At 70.5% G+C, this 17687-nt stretch carries 19 protein-coding genes; 12 read left to right on the plus strand and 7 right to left on the minus strand.

Translation table 11 applies throughout. The features are described from left to right. Window position 1 precedes the first annotated feature (1 nt). Window positions 2–865 carry an aa3-type cytochrome oxidase subunit II gene (gene ctaC / locus A3IC_RS0126050; RefSeq protein WP_020553005.1) on the minus strand — a complete coding sequence of 288 codons (864 nt, stop codon included), beginning with the start codon at window positions 863–865 and terminating at the stop codon, window positions 2–4. Between the two features lie 235 nt (window positions 866–1100). On the opposite strand from ctaC, the gene A3IC_RS0126055 reads away from it, so the two are divergent. Beyond that, window positions 1101–2498 carry a cysteine desulfurase/sulfurtransferase TusA family protein gene (locus tag A3IC_RS0126055; RefSeq protein WP_020553006.1) on the plus strand — a complete coding sequence of 466 codons (1398 nt, stop codon included), beginning with the start codon at window positions 1101–1103 and terminating at the stop codon, window positions 2496–2498. 84 nt (window positions 2499–2582) lie between these two features. Here A3IC_RS0126055 and A3IC_RS0126060 read toward each other — a convergent pair whose 3' ends face one another. After that, a complete protein-coding gene (locus tag A3IC_RS0126060; protein ID WP_020553007.1) occupies window positions 2583–3560 on the minus strand; it encodes a carbohydrate kinase family protein in 978 nt (325 codons plus the stop codon). A 180-nt stretch (window positions 3561–3740) separates the two neighbouring features. Between A3IC_RS0126060 and A3IC_RS0126065 the strand changes: the two genes are divergently transcribed. Further along, complete coding sequence (locus A3IC_RS0126065) at window positions 3741–3953, plus strand: hypothetical protein (protein ID WP_020553008.1); 213 nt, start codon at window positions 3741–3743, stop codon at window positions 3951–3953. Window positions 3954–3999: 46 nt separating this feature from the next. After that, a complete protein-coding gene (locus A3IC_RS62685) occupies window positions 4000–4608 on the plus strand; it encodes a flagellar basal body-associated FliL family protein (RefSeq protein WP_020553009.1) in 609 nt (202 codons plus the stop codon). 78 nt (window positions 4609–4686) lie between these two features. Here A3IC_RS62685 and A3IC_RS0126075 read toward each other — a convergent pair whose 3' ends face one another. Next, entirely contained in the window at window positions 4687–5040 is a 354-nt protein-coding gene (locus A3IC_RS0126075) for a HesB/IscA family protein (protein ID WP_020553010.1), read from the minus strand. A gap of 186 nt (window positions 5041–5226) precedes the next feature. Between A3IC_RS0126075 and nadA the strand changes: the two genes are divergently transcribed. Next, window positions 5227–6420 (plus strand): quinolinate synthase NadA, encoded by a 1194-nt coding sequence (gene nadA / locus A3IC_RS0126080; RefSeq protein ID WP_020553011.1) that lies wholly within the window; start codon window positions 5227–5229, stop codon window positions 6418–6420. Window positions 6421–6497: 77 nt separating this feature from the next. Here the strand turns inward: nadA and pspAA are convergent, their stop codons facing one another. Further along, window positions 6498–6776 (minus strand): PspA-associated protein PspAA, encoded by a 279-nt coding sequence (gene pspAA, locus A3IC_RS0126085; RefSeq protein ID WP_020553012.1) that lies wholly within the window; start codon window positions 6774–6776, stop codon window positions 6498–6500. Next, on the minus strand, window positions 6773–7546 hold the full coding sequence (locus A3IC_RS0126090) for a PspA/IM30 family protein (RefSeq protein WP_079026675.1): 774 nt from the start codon (window positions 7544–7546) through the stop codon (window positions 6773–6775). Before A3IC_RS0126090 ends, pspAA begins: the two co-directional genes overlap by 4 nt. 187 nt (window positions 7547–7733) lie before the next feature. On the opposite strand from A3IC_RS0126090, the gene A3IC_RS0126095 reads away from it, so the two are divergent. The 3 genes from A3IC_RS0126095 (at window position 7734) to A3IC_RS0126105 (ending at window position 10221) form a co-directional block, all read left to right on the plus strand. Continuing rightward, entirely contained in the window at window positions 7734–8339 is a 606-nt protein-coding gene (locus A3IC_RS0126095) for a DUF3043 domain-containing protein (RefSeq protein ID WP_020553014.1), read from the plus strand. After that, window positions 8336–9106: a class I SAM-dependent methyltransferase gene (locus A3IC_RS0126100; protein WP_020553015.1), complete on the plus strand. Its 771-nt coding sequence runs from the start codon at window positions 8336–8338 to the stop codon at window positions 9104–9106. The genes A3IC_RS0126095 and A3IC_RS0126100 overlap by 4 nt, the downstream gene beginning before the upstream one ends. 116 nt (window positions 9107–9222) lie before the next feature. Next, entirely contained in the window at window positions 9223–10221 is a 999-nt protein-coding gene (locus A3IC_RS0126105; protein ID WP_020553016.1) for an aldo/keto reductase family protein, read from the plus strand. Between the two features lie 65 nt (window positions 10222–10286). On the opposite strand, the gene A3IC_RS0126110 is transcribed toward A3IC_RS0126105, so the two are convergent. Then, window positions 10287–10493 carry a hypothetical protein gene (locus tag A3IC_RS0126110; RefSeq protein ID WP_020553017.1) on the minus strand — a complete coding sequence of 69 codons (207 nt, stop codon included), beginning with the start codon at window positions 10491–10493 and terminating at the stop codon, window positions 10287–10289. Between the two features lie 91 nt (window positions 10494–10584). Here A3IC_RS0126110 and A3IC_RS0126115 point away from each other — a divergent pair, with 91 nt between their 5' ends. The 4 genes from A3IC_RS0126115 (at window position 10585) to A3IC_RS0126130 (ending at window position 15555) form a co-directional block, all read left to right on the plus strand. Further along, a complete protein-coding gene (locus A3IC_RS0126115) occupies window positions 10585–11898 on the plus strand; it encodes a bifunctional adenosylcobinamide kinase/adenosylcobinamide-phosphate guanylyltransferase (protein ID WP_020553018.1) in 1314 nt (437 codons plus the stop codon). Window positions 11899–12069: 171 nt separating this feature from the next. After that, the gene (locus A3IC_RS0126120) at window positions 12070–13110 is read left to right on the plus strand and encodes a nicotinate-nucleotide--dimethylbenzimidazole phosphoribosyltransferase (RefSeq protein ID WP_020553019.1); all 1041 of its coding nucleotides are present in this window, start codon (window positions 12070–12072) and stop codon (window positions 13108–13110) included. Continuing rightward, entirely contained in the window at window positions 13107–13889 is a 783-nt protein-coding gene (locus A3IC_RS0126125; RefSeq protein ID WP_020553020.1) for an adenosylcobinamide-GDP ribazoletransferase, read from the plus strand. Before A3IC_RS0126120 ends, A3IC_RS0126125 begins: the two co-directional genes overlap by 4 nt. 157 nt (window positions 13890–14046) lie before the next feature. Further along, window positions 14047–15555 carry a leucyl aminopeptidase gene (locus tag A3IC_RS0126130; RefSeq protein ID WP_020553021.1) on the plus strand — a complete coding sequence of 503 codons (1509 nt, stop codon included), beginning with the start codon at window positions 14047–14049 and terminating at the stop codon, window positions 15553–15555. 122 nt (window positions 15556–15677) lie between these two features. Here A3IC_RS0126130 and A3IC_RS0126135 read toward each other — a convergent pair whose 3' ends face one another. Then, window positions 15678–15998, minus strand: coding sequence for a hypothetical protein (locus A3IC_RS0126135; protein WP_020553022.1), 321 nt, complete (start codon window positions 15996–15998; stop codon window positions 15678–15680). A 275-nt stretch (window positions 15999–16273) separates the two neighbouring features. On the opposite strand from A3IC_RS0126135, the gene lpdA reads away from it, so the two are divergent. Then, the gene (lpdA, locus tag A3IC_RS0126140; protein ID WP_026218755.1) at window positions 16274–17662 is read left to right on the plus strand and encodes a dihydrolipoyl dehydrogenase; all 1389 of its coding nucleotides are present in this window, start codon (window positions 16274–16276) and stop codon (window positions 17660–17662) included. Window positions 17663–17687: the final 25 nt, after the last annotated feature.

The following is a 17687-nucleotide window of genomic DNA, read 5'->3' on the forward strand; positions in this document are numbered from 1 at the left end:
GTCACTTCTTCCCGTGCGCTTCAACGGGGGCCGGCTCGTTGATCTTGCTGCGCAGCTCGCCGGTCTGGCCCTTCGCGGCCAGCTCCTTCAGGTGCTGGACGTATTCGGCCTTGTCCACGATCTTCACGTTGAAGAGCATGCGCGAGTGGTCCACACCGCACAGTTCGGCGCACTTGCCGCCGTACGTGCCCTTCTTCGTCGGGACGACCTCGAACTTGTTCAATCGGCCCGGGAAGACGTCCTTCTTGTACAAGAAGTTCGGGACCCAGAACGAGTGGATGACGTCCGGCGAGGTCAGGTCGAACCGGACGGACTCCTTCACGGGCAGGTAGAGCATCGGCGGCTTGCCGGGCGTGCCCTGCTCGTAGACGTCGACCGTGCCGTCGGCCGGGTCGCCCTTGTAGTTGAAGGACCAGCTCCACTGCACGCCGACCACGTTGATCACGTTGTCGGGGTTCTTGGAGAGTTCTTCGAGCTTGGTCTCGTCACGCGCGGTGAAGTAGAAGAAGACCGCGATCATGATGCCGGGGATGACCGTGTACAGAACCTCGATGGGGAGGTTGTACCGCGTCTGCGGCGGGATCTCGATCTTGGTGCGCGACCGGCGGTGGAACGCGACGCTCCACAGGATGAGCCCCCACACCACGGCCCCGACGATCAGCGCTGCAATCCAGGCGCCCTGCCAGAGCGACAGGACTCGCGGACCCTGCTCGGTGACAGGGTTGGGCAGGCCGAGTCTCGGCAGGTCCTTGGAATCGACGGAGCAGCCGGTGGCGGTCGCAGTGACGAGGCCCAGAGCCAGCAGCTGCGGCACCCTGCGCCGCATCCAGCGCCGCGGCGAGCGGTCGGAGCCGTAGGGACTCACGTAGCGCCTTCCCGAATGTCTCGCCCGCGCGCGAGTCGAGGTGGGGAACTTTTCTTCCCTGGCGACCCGTTGCGCGGACAGGTATGGATGTTTCTGCGGGCCAAACCCTACTCCAGCCCTATTCGGGTCGCGCGCGGAGGTCTGGTGTCGCAGGCCGAGTGGATGTGCCGGTGCATCCGTTCGGGCGAACGGCCCGAACGTGTCCGGGATTCGAGGATTGGCTACCGTCCGACCCATGGCGTATTTCGACGCGGCCTCCACCGAACCACTGCACCCCGCTGCGAAAGCGGCCTTCCTGAGCACTCTGGACGAGGGCTGGGCCGATCCCGCACGCGGCTATTACGACGGCCGACGAGCCCGCATGCTGCTCGACGCCGCGCGCGAGACGGTGGCGTCGGTGTTGGGCACCCGACCTGATGAAGTGTCATTCACCACATCCGGGACACAGGCGGTCCAGTTGGGCATGCTCGGCGTGCTCGCGGGCCGCCGCCGGGTGGGCACGCACCTGGTCGTCGGCGCGGTCGAACACTCCTGCGTACTGCACACCGCGGACACGCACGCGGCACGTTCGGAGCAGCGCGGAACGGTCGCGGAAATCACCCGGACGGGGGTGGACCGCACGGGCCGGCTCGATGTGCCGGCGTTCGCCTCGGCGCTTCGTTCGGACACCGCGCTCGCGTGCGTGCAAAGCGCCAACCATGAGGTTGGCACGGTGCAGCCGATCGCCGAGGTGGTGACGACGTGTCAGCGGGCGGGCGTGCCACTGCTCGTGGACGCCGCGCAGTCGGTGGGCCGGATGTCGGTGCCGGACGGCTGGTCGGTGCTGACCGCGAGCGCGCACAAGTGGGGCGGTCCGGCGGGGGTCGGCCTGCTGGTGGTGCGCAAGGGCACCCGCTACGCGTCCGCACTGCCCTACGACGAGCGCGAGGCGCGCCGGGTGCCCGGATTCGAGAACGTGCCGGCGATCGTCGCGGCGGCGGTCGCGCTGGGCGCGGTGAGCACCGAGTCGGCCGACGAGGATCGTCGGCTGTCCGCGCTGGTCGACCGCATCCGCACCCGCGTCCGGGAGACGGTGCCCGATGTCGAGGTGGTCGGCGATCCGCTCCACCGACTCCCGCACATCGTCACGTTCTCCTGTTTGTACGTCGACGGCGAGGCCCTGCTGACCGAACTGGACAAAGCGGGCTTCGCGGTGTCGTCGGGTTCCTCGTGCACGTCCTCGACCCTGACCCCCAGCCATGTCCTGGAGGCGATGGGCGTGTTGTCCCACGGCAACATCCGCGTGTCGCTGCCGCGCGGCACGGCCGAGGCCGAGGTGGACCGCTTCCTGGCCCTCCTCCCGGGCCTGGTCGCCAGGCTCCGCGCGGTGGTCGCGCACACCCCGACCCCCGCGCCGGCGGCGACCGAGGAGGGGGTGGTCGTCGACGCCCTCGGCCGCCGCTGCCCGATCCCGGTGATCGAACTGGCGAAGCGCATCCTCGACGTCGAGGACGGCACGCTGATCACCGTCCTCTCCGACGACGAGGCGTCGGCCCTGGACATCCCCGCCTGGTGCGAAATGACCGGCCACGAATTCCTCCGCGCCGAATCCCGCCCCCGGGGCAACGCCTACGTGGTCCGCCGCCACGCCTGACCCCACCAAGGTGACCTCGAAGCGCCGGCCGGGCCTGCTTCGGCCCGGCCGGCGCTCGAGGCCACCGATGGCCGAAGACCGAGATCAGGTCGGGAGGTGCGCCGCAACCTCGCCCGCAGCCACATCCCCGTACGCGCGAGCAAACCGCCCCAGGAACGACGACCGCCGCAACGAATACTCCTGCGTCCCGACCGTCTCGATGACCAGAGTCGCCAGCATGTTGCCGACCTGCGCCGACCGCTCCAGCGACAACCCCCACGTGATCCCGGACAGGAACCCGGCCCGGAACCCGTCGCCCACACCCGTCGGATCGACCTTGGCGTCCTCCGCGGGACAGGGCACCACGATGGTCTCCTCGCCCTCCCGCTCGACCTTGACCCCGCTCGGTCCCAGCGTGGTGACCCGAACGCCCACCTTCTTCAGGATGTCGGCCTCGGACCAGCCGGTCTTCTGCATGATCAGCGCGCTCTCGTACTCGTTGGTGAGCAGGTACGCCGCACCGTCGATGAGCCGACGAATGTCCTCGCCCTCCATCCGGGCGAGTTGCTGCGAGGGGTCGGCCGCGAACGGGTAGCCGCGCTCGCGGCACTCGTCGCTGTGCCGCAACATCGCCTCGGGGTCGTTCGCACCGATCACGACCAGGTCCAGGCCGCCGACCCGATCGGCCACCGGCCGCAGTTCGATCTCGCGGGCCTCGCTCATCGCGCCGGTATAGAAGGACGCGATCTGGTTGTGCTCCTCGTCGGTCGTGCACACGAACCGAGCCGTGTGATGGGTCGGCGAGATGTGCACGGACTCGGTGTCCACGTGATGCCGGTCCAACCAGGACCGGTAGTCCACGAAGTCCGCCCCGGCGGCGCCGACCAGAATCGGCGACAACCCCAGACATCCCATTCCGAAGCAGATGTTCGGCGCGACACCGCCGCGTCGGATGTCCAGCTTGTCGACGAGGAAGGACAGCGAGACCACGTGCAGCTTGTCCGAGACGAGCTGGTCGGAGAACCGACCGGGAAACGTCATGAGGTGGTCGGTGGCGATCGACCCGGTCACGGCAATGCGCATGGCGCGTGTCTCCTATGTGGAGGACGGGGATAGTGGCGTACGAGGAGCACGAGAAGGGGAAAACTCGCACACGTTATCCCACCTCGGTCGCACACCCCGTCGAAAACTACCGGTCGGTAGACCGTGCCGTCACGCTCTGTGCGACTTACGCTGAAGATCCCCAGCGCAAGGAGTCATGAAATGTCCCCGATGCCCGCGATGCCGTCCCAGGCCGAGCCCGAGACGCTCGAAGACCTGCGCGGTGACTGCCGTCACATCGACGCGTCGTGGACCACCCCGGGCCCGGAGCGGACGCCGGCGAAGACCGCGCCCGCCGGTTCGCGCGCCCCCGCCACCAACGTCCCCGCGCATGGCGCGACGCTGGTCGCGGGCATGTCCGAATACGGCGACTGACCGCCGCACCGCGGAACCGCTCCGGCTCGGCCCGCGTCGAATCGGCATGCGTACCCACGGTGAGCACGACGCAGACATTCGACCCGAACCCCCCGCACGCCGGCGGCCGCTGATCGTCGGGCTCGCGATCGTCGCGGTGCTCGGCGTCGGCGGCGGGGCCTGGGCGGTGCTCGGTGACGAGGAATCGCCCCGTTCGACCACCGCCGACCCCGGCGCCGCCGCGTCGAGCGAGCCCGGCGCCCCGGCCGGCGAAACCGTCCAGGCCCGACCGGGCACGCCCGCCTCCGGCAACGCCGCCGGCCCGGACACCTCGACGTCCTCGCCCAACCTGCCCTCGGGCGCCCCGCACACCTTTTACCCGGCCCAGGACGACACCCGGTTCAGCCGCTACACGGTGGCCCCGGACGGCCGCACGCTGACCGCCTGGTTGTGGGGCGGCCAGTGCGAGACCAACCGCCTCGTGGTCGCGAGCGAGTCGGCGACACAGGTGGCCGTCCGTGTGGAGATCACCCGCATCGGCGACATGTGCACGGACATGGCCGTGGAGAACAAGGCGAACGTGACCCTTCCCACACCGCTGGGCACGCGCGCGCTCGTCGACGCCGAGACCGGCGCGCGCATCACACCGGGCGGCAAGCCCTTCTCGGTCGGCTGACCGGACCCGCACACGACGACGCCGCGCCGGCCCTTGCGGGTCGGCGCGGCGTCGGGGTTCAGCGGGTGAGGCGACGAATCAGTGGAACGAGTCACCGCAGGCGCAGGAACCGGCCGCGTTCGGGTTGTCGATCGTGAAGCCCTGCTTCTCGATCGTGTCCACGAAGTCGATCGTGGCGCCGCTCAGATACGGCGAGCTCATCCGGTCCGTGACGACCGAGACGCCGTTGAAGTCGGCCACGACGTCGCCGTCGAGCGACCGCTCGTCGAAGAACAGCTGGTAACGCATGCCGGAACAACCGCCGGGCTGGACGGCCACGCGCAGCGCGAGATCGTCGCGACCCTCTTGCTCCAGCAGAGTCTTGACCTTGGCCGCCGCCTCATCGCTGAGGAGGATGCCACCGGTCTTGGTGGTCTCGTCCTGGACAGTCATCTGCAAGCTCCCACGTGGTGGTTCGTCATTCGTACGCCACTTCCACCTTCGGCAACCGACGGTGGCTCGGCCCTATTCCCACATCATGCTTCGGGCCCTCGCGTTTTACTCATGGTCGCACACCCCCGCTCTCGTCAACCTGACACGAACAGGATAGGATTGTTAGTGTCAAATAGACGAGAAGAGGTGCGCGCCGTGACCGCGACACACGATCTGGACCTGCCGCCCGGGGTGCAGCCGACGCCGCTCGCGCTGCTGATGCTCGGGCGCGCCGCCGACCCGCGCAGTGAACGGGGCGTCGAGTGTCCCGGAGACCTGCCCTCGCCCTCCGACCCGGACCTGGTGGCCCGCGCCCGTGCGGCGAAGGAGCGGCTCGGCGACAAGGTGTTCATCCTGGGCCACCACTACCAGCGCGACGAGGTGATCGAATTCGCCGACGTGACCGGCGACTCGTTCAAGCTCGCGCGCGAGGCGGCGGCCCGTCCGGACGCGCCGTACATCGTCTTCTGCGGTGTGCACTTCATGGCCGAGAGCGCCGACATCCTGACCTCCGACGAGCAGCAGGTGATCCTGCCGGACCTGGCCGCGGGCTGCTCGATGGCCGACATGGCCACCTCGGAGCAGGTCGAGGAGTGCTGGGACGTGCTCGCCGACGCGGGCATCGCGGATGTCACCGTGCCGGTCTCGTACATGAACTCGTCGGCCGACATCAAGGCGTTCACCGGCCGCAACGGCGGCACGATATGCACGTCCTCCAACGCCAAGCGCGCCCTGGACTGGGCCTTCGAGCAGGGCGAGAAGGTGCTGTTCCTGCCCGACCAGCACCTGGGCCGCAACACCGCGGTGCTGGAGATGGGGCTGAGCCCGGACGACTGCGTGCTGTACAACCCGCACAAGCCGAACGGCGGCCTCACCCGCGAGCAGTTGCGCGCGGCGAAGATGATTCTGTGGCGCGGACACTGCTCGGTGCACGGGCGCTTCGACGTGAGCTCCGTCGAGGAGGTGCGCGCCCGGATCCCCGGGGTCAACGTGCTCGTACACCCGGAGTGCCGGCACGAGGTGGTCACCGCGGCCGACTACGTCGGCTCGACCGAATACATCATCAACACGCTGGACGCGGCCGAGCCGGGTTCGGCGTGGGCGATCGGCACCGAACTCAACCTGGTCCGCCGGGTGGCCGCGGCACACCCCGACAAGCAGGTCGTCTTCCTGGACAAGACGGTGTGCTTCTGCTCGACGATGAACCGGATCGACCTGCCGCACCTGGTGTGGACGCTGGAGTCGCTGGTCGAGGGCAACGTGGTCAACCGGATCCGGGTGGACGCGGAGACCGAGAAGTTCGCCAAGGTCGCACTCGACCGCATGCTGGCCCTGCCGTAACACGTGAGTGGGCGGTGTGCCCGGGGAAGCTCCCGAGGCACACCGCCCACACGCAGCACGGAGGAGCGGTAGTCGCGTCAGCCCGGGATCAGACCGTCCGCGCTCAGCATCTTCCTGACCTCGTCCACATGTGCGTCCTCGGCCGGCAACAGCAGGTCGGAGGGCACGATCTCGTCATCCGGCACCGCGGTGCCGACCTCGCGGACCTTGGACAGGAGCGCTGTCAACGCCGCGCGAAAGCCGGCGTCGTCGCCGCTCTCGATCGCGACCTGAAGCTCGTCGTCGACCCGGTTGAGCACATCCAGGTGCTCCGCCGCGACGTCGAGCTGGCCCTCACCCACGATCCGCACGATCATGTGCCGTCTCCCTGCTTGTCGAAACGCGGCCGGGGCTGTCCGGGGCCGATCGCCGGCGGCGGGGTGCCACCGGAGAGCTCGGCCTTCATCCGCTCCAGCTCCAGTTCCACGTCCGACGTGCTGGACAAACGCTCCAGCTCCGCGGTGATGTCGTCCTTCGCCATCCCGGTCGGGTCGTCGAGCGCGCCCGAGGCGAGCAACTCGTCGATCGCGCCCGCCCGGGCCTGCATCTGCGCGGTCTTGTCCTCGGCCCGCTGGATCGCGAGCCCGACGTCGCCCATCTCCTCGGAGATGCCGGCGACCGCGCCACCGATCCGTGCCTGGGCCTCGGCGGCCGTGTAGGTCGCCTTGATCGTCTCCTTGCGGGTACGGAACGCGTCCACCTTGGCCTGCAGTCGCTGCGAGGCCAGGACGAGCTTCTCCTCCTCCGCCTGGAGGTTCTGGTGCTGGGTGCCGAGGTCCGAGATCTGCTGCTGCACACCCGAGCGGCGCATGAGCGCCTCGCGGGCCAGATCCTCGCGACCGAGGGCCAGCGCCTTGCGGCCCTGGTCCTCGAGCTTGCCCGACTGCTGCTGCAGACCGGTCATCTGCAGTTCGAGCCGCTTGCGGGAGGTCGCCACATCGGCCACGCCCCGGCGTACCTTCTGCAACAGCTCAAGTTGTTTCTGGTACGAGTAGTCGAGCATCTCGCGTGGATCCTCGGCCTTGTCGAGGGCCTTGTTGGCCTTCGCGCGGAAGATCATCGCCATTCGCTTCATTACACCGCTCATGGGCCTCGCGTGCCCCCTTCGTAGGCAACCCGTGCTGCTCCCTGAAGCCTAAATGCCCAAGCGACCTTGTGGCAGCAGGGCTTTGCCTCACTTGACGTGTTCCCGCCCGTGAGAGTTCCGCATCCACATCGCACCGGATCCGGGGAGCCTTGAAATGTCGACCGGGTCGAACACGTAGGCTTTGAGCGTGTTCCGACGACGTTCCCACGCAGAGCCCGAGACCGCCGAGCAGTCCCTGGAGCGTCTCCAGGATTCGCAGGCCGTCCGTGACCCCCAGGCCCCCAAGGGCCGGCCGACGCCCAAGCGCAGCGAAGCCCAGGCCAACCGCAAGACCAAGGTGTCCATCACCAAGGACCCCAAGCAGGCGCGCAAGCAGGCCCGGATGCGGATGCGCGAGGAGCGCGAGGCGCAGCGCCAGGCGCTGCTGACCGGCGACGAGCGGGCGCTGCCGGCTCGGGACCGGGGGCCGCTGCGCCGGTTCGCCCGCGACTACGTCGACGCGCGCTACACGGTCGGCGAGTTCTTCCTGCCCTCGGCCGTGATCATCCTGATCCTGAGCATCCTGCCCAGTCTCGCGGTGAAGAACTTCTCGCTCTTCCTGTGGATCGCGGTGATCCTGCTGATCATCCTGGACTCCATCCGGGTCAACCTGGGCTTGAAGAAGGCACTACGGGCGAAGTTCCCCAAGGAGAACCTCAAGGGCGTCACGCCCTACGCGCTGATGCGCTGTCTCCAGCTCCGTCGGCTGCGGCTGCCCAAGCCGCAGGTCAAACGAGGCGAGAAGGTCACATGACCACGATCACCGGGCTGACCGGCGACCTGCACACCCAGGTCCGTCGCGAATTGGTGGCCCGCCAGTTGGCCGAGCACATGACGCGACTGCGCGATCGGGGCCCGCTGCGGGTGCTGGACGTCGGCTGCGGACCGGCCTCGCCCGGCATCCTGCTCGCCCGCGCCGGACACATCGTCACGTCGGTGAACACCGACACCGACGTGCTCACCAAGCTGCACGAGGACCTGGTCCACGAGAGCGCGGACGTCCAGGGACGGATGCGCCTGGTCGAGGGTGACGGCGCCGAGGCCGGCCGGCACTTCCCGCCGGGCAGCTTCGATCTGGCCATCTGCCACGACGTGCTGGAGGCCCAGCCCGAGCCGGACGGCATGCTCGCCGCGCTGGCCCGGATGATGACCCAGGGCGGTCTGATCTCGGTCACCTCGCGCAACGCCGGTTCGCTGGCGATGCGCGCGGGTGCCGCGGCGCAATGGACCGCGACGCTCAAGGGCCTGTCCGCGACCACGTACCCCAACCCGGCCGGCGGCACGTTGCGCGCGGACACCGTCGAGGGCCTGTGCACGGTGCTCGCGGACCTGGGCGCACCGGTGTTGGACTGGTACGGGGTGGGCGTCTTCAGTGGTCTGCAGCCGGACGACGCCGAGCCGCCACGCGGTCAGAAGGCGTGGACGAACCTGCTCGCCTGCGAGGAGGACGCGTCCCGCCGCGACCCGTATCGGCTGATCGCGCCGGTCCTGCACCTGGTCGGCGAGAAGACGGTGCGCTGAGCGACGGTCGCCGAGAGCACGGGGGCGTCGCAGGCACGGTGCCACCGGGAGTGGTGGGAGCGGTGTGGGCGATGGTGCCGCCGTCGTCGCGTGGGGGCCCGACATAGGGTGTTCGCATGGAATTCCGACACCTCGGCCGCAGCGGTCTCGAGATCAGCGAGATCGCCTACGGCAACTGGCTCACCCACGGCTCCCAGGTGGAAGAGGACGCGGCGCTCGCATGCGTGCGCGCCGCGCTCGACTGCGGGATCACCACGTTCGACACCGCCGACGTGTACGCGGAGACGCGTGCGGAGTCCGTACTGGGACGGGCGCTGAAGGGCGAGCGCCGCGAGGGCCTGGAGATCTTCACCAAGGTCTACTGGCCCACCGGTCCCGGTCGCAACGACCGGGGTCTGTCGCGCAAGCACATCATGGAGTCGATCGACGGTTCGCTCTCCCGTCTCGGCACCGACTACGTGGACCTCTACCAGGCACACCGCTTCGACTACGCGACGCCGCTGGAAGAGACCATGCAGGCCTTCGCCGACGTGGTCCGCTCGGGCAAGGCCCTGTACATCGGTGTCTCCGAGTGGAACGCCGAGCAGATTCGCGCCGGCGCCGAACTCGCCCGCGAGCTGCGGGTGCCGCTGATCTCCAACCAGCCGCAGTACTCGATGTTGTGGCGGGTGATCGAGGCCGAGGTGGTGCCGACCTCCGAGGAACTGGGACTGGGCCAGATCGTCTGGTCGCCGATCGCGCAGGGCGTGCTCACCGGCAAGTACCTGCCGGGGCAACCGCCGCCGGCCGGATCGCGCGCCACCGACGACAAGGGCGGCCGGGACTTCGTGTCCCGGATGCTCACCGACGACGTGCTCACCCGGGTGCAGCAACTGCGCCCGCTGGCCGACGAGGCCGGGCTCTCGCTCGCCCGACTCGCCGTCGCGTGGGTGCTGCAGAACCCGAACGTGTCGGCGGCCATCATCGGCGCGTCCCGTCCGGAGCAGGTGCACGAGAACGTCAAGGCGGCCGGCGTCACGCTCGACGAGGGGCTGTTGACCAAGATCGACGTGATCCTGGATCCGGTGGTCAGCCGGGATCCGGCGCTCACCCTGAGCCCGACGACGCGCCCGTAGCGCTCGCTTGAGATGATGAGAGGCGCGGCCTCGGCCGCGCCTCTCGCATGCTCGGTTCCGGGGGATCAGCCCTCGGCGGCGCGCAGGCTCATGTGCTCGTACACGACGGCATCGTCCTCCAGCAGGCTCACCTGTTCGATGCCGGCCGCGAGCAGGTCCTTCCAGATCTCGCCGAGCCAGCTCTCCGCGTCCGACTGGTTCGTGAAGTCCTCCGCCTGCGGTCCGTCGACCGGGGTACCGTCCGCGTCCTCATACCGCCACACCCACGACATGTCGGGCTCCTCACCTCGGATCTCGGACCGTCAAAGACCTGCACAGTAGATCAAGCCCGACCACCTCATAGCCAGGAGCACGACGACACCCATGGAGCTGACGCTGCTCGGCACGGCCGGTCCCAAGGGCTGGCCCCAGCCGTTCTGCACCTGTGCCTCCTGTCTGGGGTGCACCGGTCCGGTGGTGCGCGGACCCGCGTGTGTGCTGCTCGACGGCACGCTGCTGCTCGACTGCGGGCCCGAGCCCGCGCACGCGGCCGCGCGGGCCGGACACCCGCTGACCGGGGTGCGGCGACTGCTCCTGAGCGGTCCGGCCGAGTCCGTGCCGCTGGCCTGGTTGCCCGCCGCCGGGCTGACCGAGGTCGTCGCGCCGTCCGGACCACCGACCTGGCTGCCCGCGCCCTCGGCCGGCGGACCGCACTGGCGACAGGTGGCCGAGGAGGACACCTTCGACCTGGACGGGCACCGCATACGGGTGTTGCCCGGCGGTACGCCCGGGCGTGTCGCGTACGAGGTGACCGGCACCGACGGGACCCGCCTGCTGTACGCGCCGCCCTCCACGCTGCCGCCCGAGGCGGAGGCGACCCGGGCGTGGACGCGCGAGGGCGGTCACTACGACGTGGTGCTCCTGGACGTGGTCTCGTGGCCGGAGCGGCTGGCCACGCTGCGCCGCGACGGTGCGGTCACCGAGGACACCGACGTGCTCGCGATACACCTGTCGCACGAGTCGCCGCCGGGCGAGGAACTGCACCGCCGACTGGCCGCGTGGGGGGCCCGTGCGGTGCCCGACGGCGGCCTGGTCCGAGTCGGCGCGGACGCCTCGCCCGCCCCGCGCCCGCATCGCACGCTGGTCCTGGGCGGCGCCCGCTCGGGCAAGTCGGCGGAGGCCGAACGGCGCCTGGCGGCCTGCCCGGACGTGCTCTATGTGGCGACCGGCGGCACCCGCGAGGGCGATACCGAATGGGCCGAGCGGATCGCGCTGCACCGCGATCGGCGCCCGGACACCTGGAGCACCGCCGAGACGATCGAGCTGACCCGGCTGCTCGCCGAGGCCCGGCAGCCGCTCCTGGTGGACTGCCTGTCGTTGTGGCTGACCGCGGTGATGGACGCGCACGGCGCGTGGGACGACGCCCGGTGGGCGGCGGGCGCGCGCGAGGCGGTCCGGGCCGACACGGCCGCGTTGGCCGCCGCCTGGCGGGCCTGCCGGGTCCCGGTGGTCGGCGTCAGCAACGAGGTCGGCAGCGGCGTGGTGCCCCCGACTCCGGCCGGGCGCCGCTTCCGCGACGAACTCGGCCGACTCAACGCCACCATCGCCGGCGAATCCGACGAGGTGCTCCTGGTCGTCGCCGGCCAGGTCCTCACCCTCCGCAGCCTCCCCCGCCGCGCCAGGCACGCGGTCTCCTAGAGGACGTGTCTTCGATCCCGCGCGCGGTGAACCCGTGGCCACCCCTACCGAGGCAGCGGGTGGCGCGGGCAGCACCAAACCCGAGCCCGCCAAGACGCGGCCGCAGCGCCCCGGGCGAGGTGACCGAAGCTCCCGTCGCCGCGGGCTCGGGCGCACAACTACCCTGACCAGGTGACAATCGACCTCGACTCCCTGGCCGCACAGGTGGAGCGCCCCGACGACGACGCCCGCGCCCGCGTCCGCGAGCACCTCATCGCCGTGACGGGCGCGCCGAGCGCCTACGGCCGACTCGAAGAGCTCGCCATCTGGTACGCCTCGGTCCAGGGCGGCAAGACCAACGCGCCCATCGCCGCTCCCCGCGTGGTGCTGTTCGCCGCCGACCACGGCATCGCCGCGCACGACGTGTCGGTGCGCCGTCCGGGCTGGACCGCGCGCCAGGTCCGGGCCTGCCTCGACGGCACCTCGGCCGCGGCCACCTTCGCGGCGGCCGTCGGCGCACCGGTCCGGATCGTCGACATCGCCGTCGACGCCGAACCCGACGCCTTCCCCGAACACGTCTCGCGGGACCGGATCCGCCGCGCCTCCGCACCGGTGGACACCGCCGACGCACTTGCCCCCGGCGAGGTCGAGCGGGCGTTCCGGGTCGGCATGGACACCGCCGACGCGGAGATCGACTCGGGCGCCGACGTATTGCTGCTCGGCTCGCTGGGCGCCGCCGCGACCACCCCGGCGGCTGTCCTCATCGGCGCGCTGACCGGCATGGACGCGGCAGCCGTGATCGGTCGCGGCTCCGGCATCGACGACGCGACCTGGATCCGCAAGTGCGCCGGCATCCGGGACGCGCTGCGCCGGGCCCGTCCGGTGCTCGGCGACCCGATGCGCCTGCTCGGCGTCAGTGGCGGGGCCGACTTCGCGGCGATGACCGGGTTCCTGCTCCAGTGCTCGATCCGGCGCACCCCGGTGCTGCTGGACGATGTGGCCACCGCCGCGTCCGCGCTGGTCGCGCAGCGGATCTCGTACCGCTCCCCCGACTGGTGGCTGGCCGGCCACGTCACCCCCGAGCCGGGCCACGTCAAGGCGCTGGACCGGCTCGCCCTGGAACCCGTACTGGACTACAAGGTCAGAGGTGGCGAGGCGGTCGGCGCGCTGCTCGCGTTGCCGGTGCTGCGTGCCGCGGTCGACCTGGTGGCCCGGGTGCACCCCGCCCGGTGAGCTCGGGTACCGGCTCGGCGGGCCTGCGTCTGGCGTTCGGCATCCTGTCGGTGATCCCGGTCCGGGTCGATCGGGTGGACCGCCCGGTGGCCGGCCGGGCGATGGCCTGCGCACCGTTGGTCGGCCTGGTCCTGGGCGGCTCGGCGGCCGGTGTGCTGGCGCTCGCCGCGTGGGCCGGCACCGGCGCGCTCACCGCCGCGGCGCTCGCGGTCGCCACCCTGGCGCTGCTCACCCGCGGGCTGCACCTGGACGGCCTGGCCGACACCGCGGACGGCCTCGGCTCGGCCAAACCCGCACCGGACGCGCTGCGGATCATGAAGGCTTCCGACATCGGCCCGTTCGGTGTGCTGAGCCTGTTGTTCCTGGTGTTGATCGAGGTCGGCGCACTGGTCCGGCTCCAGCAGCACGGCTCGGGACCGGCTGCCGCGGGTCTGGTGCTGGCCGCGGTGACCGGCCGCGCGGCGCTGTCCCTGGCATGCCGCCCCGGGGTGCCCTCGGCACGGCCGGACGGGCTCGGCGCGATGGTCGCCGGCACCGTCGGGCGCGGTGTGCTCCTCGCCTGGTCGCTGGTCCTGGTCGCGACCGCCGGGCTGTACGCCGTGGTCCAGGACCCCGCCGAAGGGCTGCGCGCACTCGGCGCGGCGGGCGCCGGACTCGCCGCCGGCGCCCTGCTGTTGCGGCACACCACCCGCCGATTCGGCGGGATCACCGGCGATGTGCTGGGCGCCGTCGTGGAGATCTCGGGGTGCGTCGCGCTGCTGGTCGTGTCCACTGGCTGAGACGTTTGCCGGGAAGGCGTGAAATGCTGAACGCGAACGTATCTTCCATACGGCTCGTCACCGCTCGACGAGGCATCCCGAGCAAGGATCGCCACGTCGGTGCCCCACCGATCGTGCGGGCACTCAGCACCCCCGAGAGATGAGAGACAGGACACTCGTGACCACACTGAGTATCGGCTCCACCGCGGCCCTTTCCCTGCGTGCCGACGTTCTCGTGATCGGCTCCGTCAAGGGCGAGGACGGCGCCGTCCTCGCCGCGGGCAGCGAAAGCATCGCCGCGGCGTTCGACGGCCGACTCACCGACACCCTGTCCGCGCTCGACGCCACGGGCGCCGAGGGCGAACTGCACCGCGTCCCGACCTTCGGCGCGGCGAAGGCCCCGCTCGTGCTGGTGATCGGCCTCGGCGAGCAGCCCGCCGACGGCTTCACACACGAGACGCTGCGGCGCGCCGGCGGCACCGTGGCCCGGGCACTCGCGGGCGTCAAGAAGGCGGGCGTGGCCCTGCCGCTGACCGGTGCGGAGGCGGTGGGTGCGTTCGGGGAGGGCGTGCTGCTCGGCGCGTACTCGTTCGAGACCTACCGGGAGAAGTCGCGCGAGGGCCGCAAGGACGCGGTCAAGGACGTCGTGCTGCTCGGCATCAAGGGCCGGGACAAGGCCGCCAAGGCCGCCGTGGAGCGCGCCGCGATCACCGCGCAGAGCGTGAACCAGGCCCGCGACCTGGTCAACATCCCGCCGAACGACCTGACTCCGAAGGACTTCGCCGCGATCGCGGTGGACACCGGCAAGAACGCCGGCTTCAAGGTCGAGGTGCTCGACGAAAAGGCGCTCGCCAAGGGCGGCTTCGGCGGCATCCTGGGCGTCGGCCAGGGCTCGGTCAACAAGCCGCGCCTGGTCCGGCTGGGCTACACGCACCCCAAGGCCAAGCGCACCATCGCACTGGTCGGCAAGGGCATCACCTACGACTCGGGCGGCATCTCGCTCAAGCCGGCCGGTTCCAACGAGACGATGAAGATGGACATGGGCGGCGCGGCGGCCGTCCTGGGCGCGGTCGCGGCCGCGGCCCGGCTGGGCCTGGAGGTCAATGTGACCGGCTGGCTCGCGCTGGCCGAGAACATGCCCTCGGGCACCGCGACCCGTCCCGGCGACGTGCTGCGGATGTACGGCGGTCGCACGGTCGAGGTGCTCAACACCGACGCCGAGGGCCGGCTGGTCCTGGCCGACGCGATCACGCGCGCGTGCGAGGAGTCGCCGCAGATGCTGATCGACGTCGCGACGCTGACCGGCGCGATGATGGTCGCCCTGGGCAACGACATGTACGGGATCATGGCCAACGACGACACCTTCCGCGACGCCGTGTACGACGCCGCGACGCGCGTGGGGGAGCAGGCGTGGCCGATGCCGCTGCCGACGGACATGCGCAAGCAGATGGACTCGCCGATCGCGGACCTGAAGAACATGGGCAACTCGCGGATGGGCGGCGGTCTGATCGCCGGCATCTTCCTCCAGGAGTTCGTGGCCGACGGCGTCAGCTGGGCACACCTGGACATCGCCGGCCCGGCGTTCCACGAGGGCGAGGCCGGCGGCTACCGGCCCAAGGGCGGCACCGGTGTGGCCGTGCGCTCGCTGCTCCAGGTCGCGCAGGACGTGGCGGACAACCGGATCTGACCCCCGGGCCGGTGCCGCGGCCGGGAACCGGGCCGGTTCCCGGCGCCGCTCGCATCCGTTCGGTCCGGCCCGGCCGGGGCACGCGGGCGCCCCGGTCGGGCCGGCGGTCCGACCGGGGTCGGTCAGGATCCGTCGGCTTGCCGGCGGGTCCACTCGCGCATGCGCTTGGGGTAACCCACCAGGGCGGCCTCGTACACCGGGATGCCCAGCTTGCGCGCGAGGGTGCGTGCGGCACCGGGGTCGGCGACCCGACGGCGGGTCCACTCGCCGGTGTCGGCGATGAACACCACCGTCGTCCCGCTCAGGGTGGTCACCGGTTCGATGTACGCCTCGACTCCCTTGCGGCTGCGCGCGAACTCGCCCAAGTGCGCCGCGGCGGCGGCGGCCTGCCTGCGGTCGGGCGCATCGGTGCCGGCACCGCGCTTGCGTCGGAACAGCCCCACGAGGATTTCCTTCCTGTCGTAACGCGCGTGTCGTCCGCGTCGGTCCGCCGCGGAGGTCGTGATCGTGCCGGAACAACGAGTCGCAACGACACGTTGTGCCCCCCATCCGCCATTTCGGCGCGGCCCTTGTGGGACAGGCAACACCGGGGCGGAGTGCTCGGTCGCTCCCGACAAGTGGGAGGATGTTGTACCGGCACTTGAGACCTTCCACAAGAAGGGGGTGCTACCCGCCGCGTCCCGCGCGGGTGGGCATCGCAATCACAGGAGGACGTGACGTGGCGAACGACGCCGGAGCCGTTTTCGATGTAGTCATTCTCGGAGGCGGGAGCGGCGGCTATGCGTGCGCCCTTCGCGCGGCCGAACTCGGTATGCGGGTCGTCCTCATCGAAAAGGGCAAGCTCGGCGGCACGTGTCTGCACAACGGCTGCATCCCGACCAAGGCGCTGCTGCACGCGGGCGAGGTCGCGGACCAGACCCGTGAGAGCGAGCAGTTCGGCGTCAAGTCGACGTTCGACGGCATCGACATCTCGGCCGTGCACGCCTACAAGGACGGCGTCATCTCGCGCCTGTTCAAGGGCCTGACCGGACTGATCAACAGTCGGAAGATCACCGTCGTCGAAGGCGCGGGCAAGCTCGTGTCGCCGACCGCGGTCGAGGTGAACGGGCAGCGCTACGAGGGTCGACACGTGGTGCTCGCGACCGGCTCCGTGCCCAAGTCGCTGCCGGGCCTGGAGATCGACGGCAACCGGGTGATCAACAGCGACCACGCGCTCGTGCTCGACCGGGTCCCGCAGTCCGCGGTGGTCCTGGGCGGCGGCGTGATCGGCGTCGAGTTCGCCAGTGCCTGGAAGTCCTTCGGTGTGGACGTGACCATCGTCGAGGCGCTGCCCCACCTGGTGGCCCTGGAGGACGAGGCGAGCAGCAAGCTCTTGGAGCGCGCCTTCCGCCGGCGCGGGATCAAGTTCGAGCTCGGTGCGCGCTTCTCCGGTGTCGAGTACACCGACGCGGGCGTCAAGGTCTCGCTGGAGAACGGCAAGCAGATCGAGGCCGAGCTGCTGCTCGTCGCCGTCGGTCGCGGTCCGGTCTCGGCGGGCCTGGGCTACGAGGAGGCCGGCGTCGAGATGGACCGCGGCTACGTCCTGGTCGACGAGTACTGCGCCACCAACGTGCCGACGATCTCGGCCGTGGGCGACCTCATCCCCACCCTTCAACTCGCCCACGTCGGTTTCGGCGAGGGCATCCTGGTCGCCGAGCGGATCGCCGGACTCAACCCGGTGCCGATCGACTACGCGGGCGTGCCGCGCGTGACCTACTGCGACCCGGAGGTGGCCTCGGTCGGCCTCACCGAGGCGCAGGCGGTCGAGCGCTACGGCTCGGACAAGCTCGCCACGATCAGCTACAGCCTCGGCGGCAACGGCAAGAGTCAGATCCTCAAGACGACCGGCCAGGTCAAGGTCGTCTCGGTCAAGGACGGCCCGGTCGTCGGCATCCACATGGTCGGCGCCCGCATGGGCGAACTGACCTCGGAGGCTCAGCTGATCTACAACTGGGAGGCCCTGCCGGCCGAGGTCGCCCAGCTCATCCACCCGCACCCGACGCAGTCCGAGGCGCTTGGCGAGGCCCACCTCGCGTTGGCGGGCAAGCCGCTGCACGTCCACGACTGACGGCGCGCCCGCAATCGCGCAACCG

Source organism: Embleya scabrispora DSM 41855, from assembly GCF_000372745.1.
Classification (GTDB): Bacteria; Actinomycetota; Actinomycetes; order Streptomycetales; family Streptomycetaceae; genus Embleya; species Embleya scabrispora.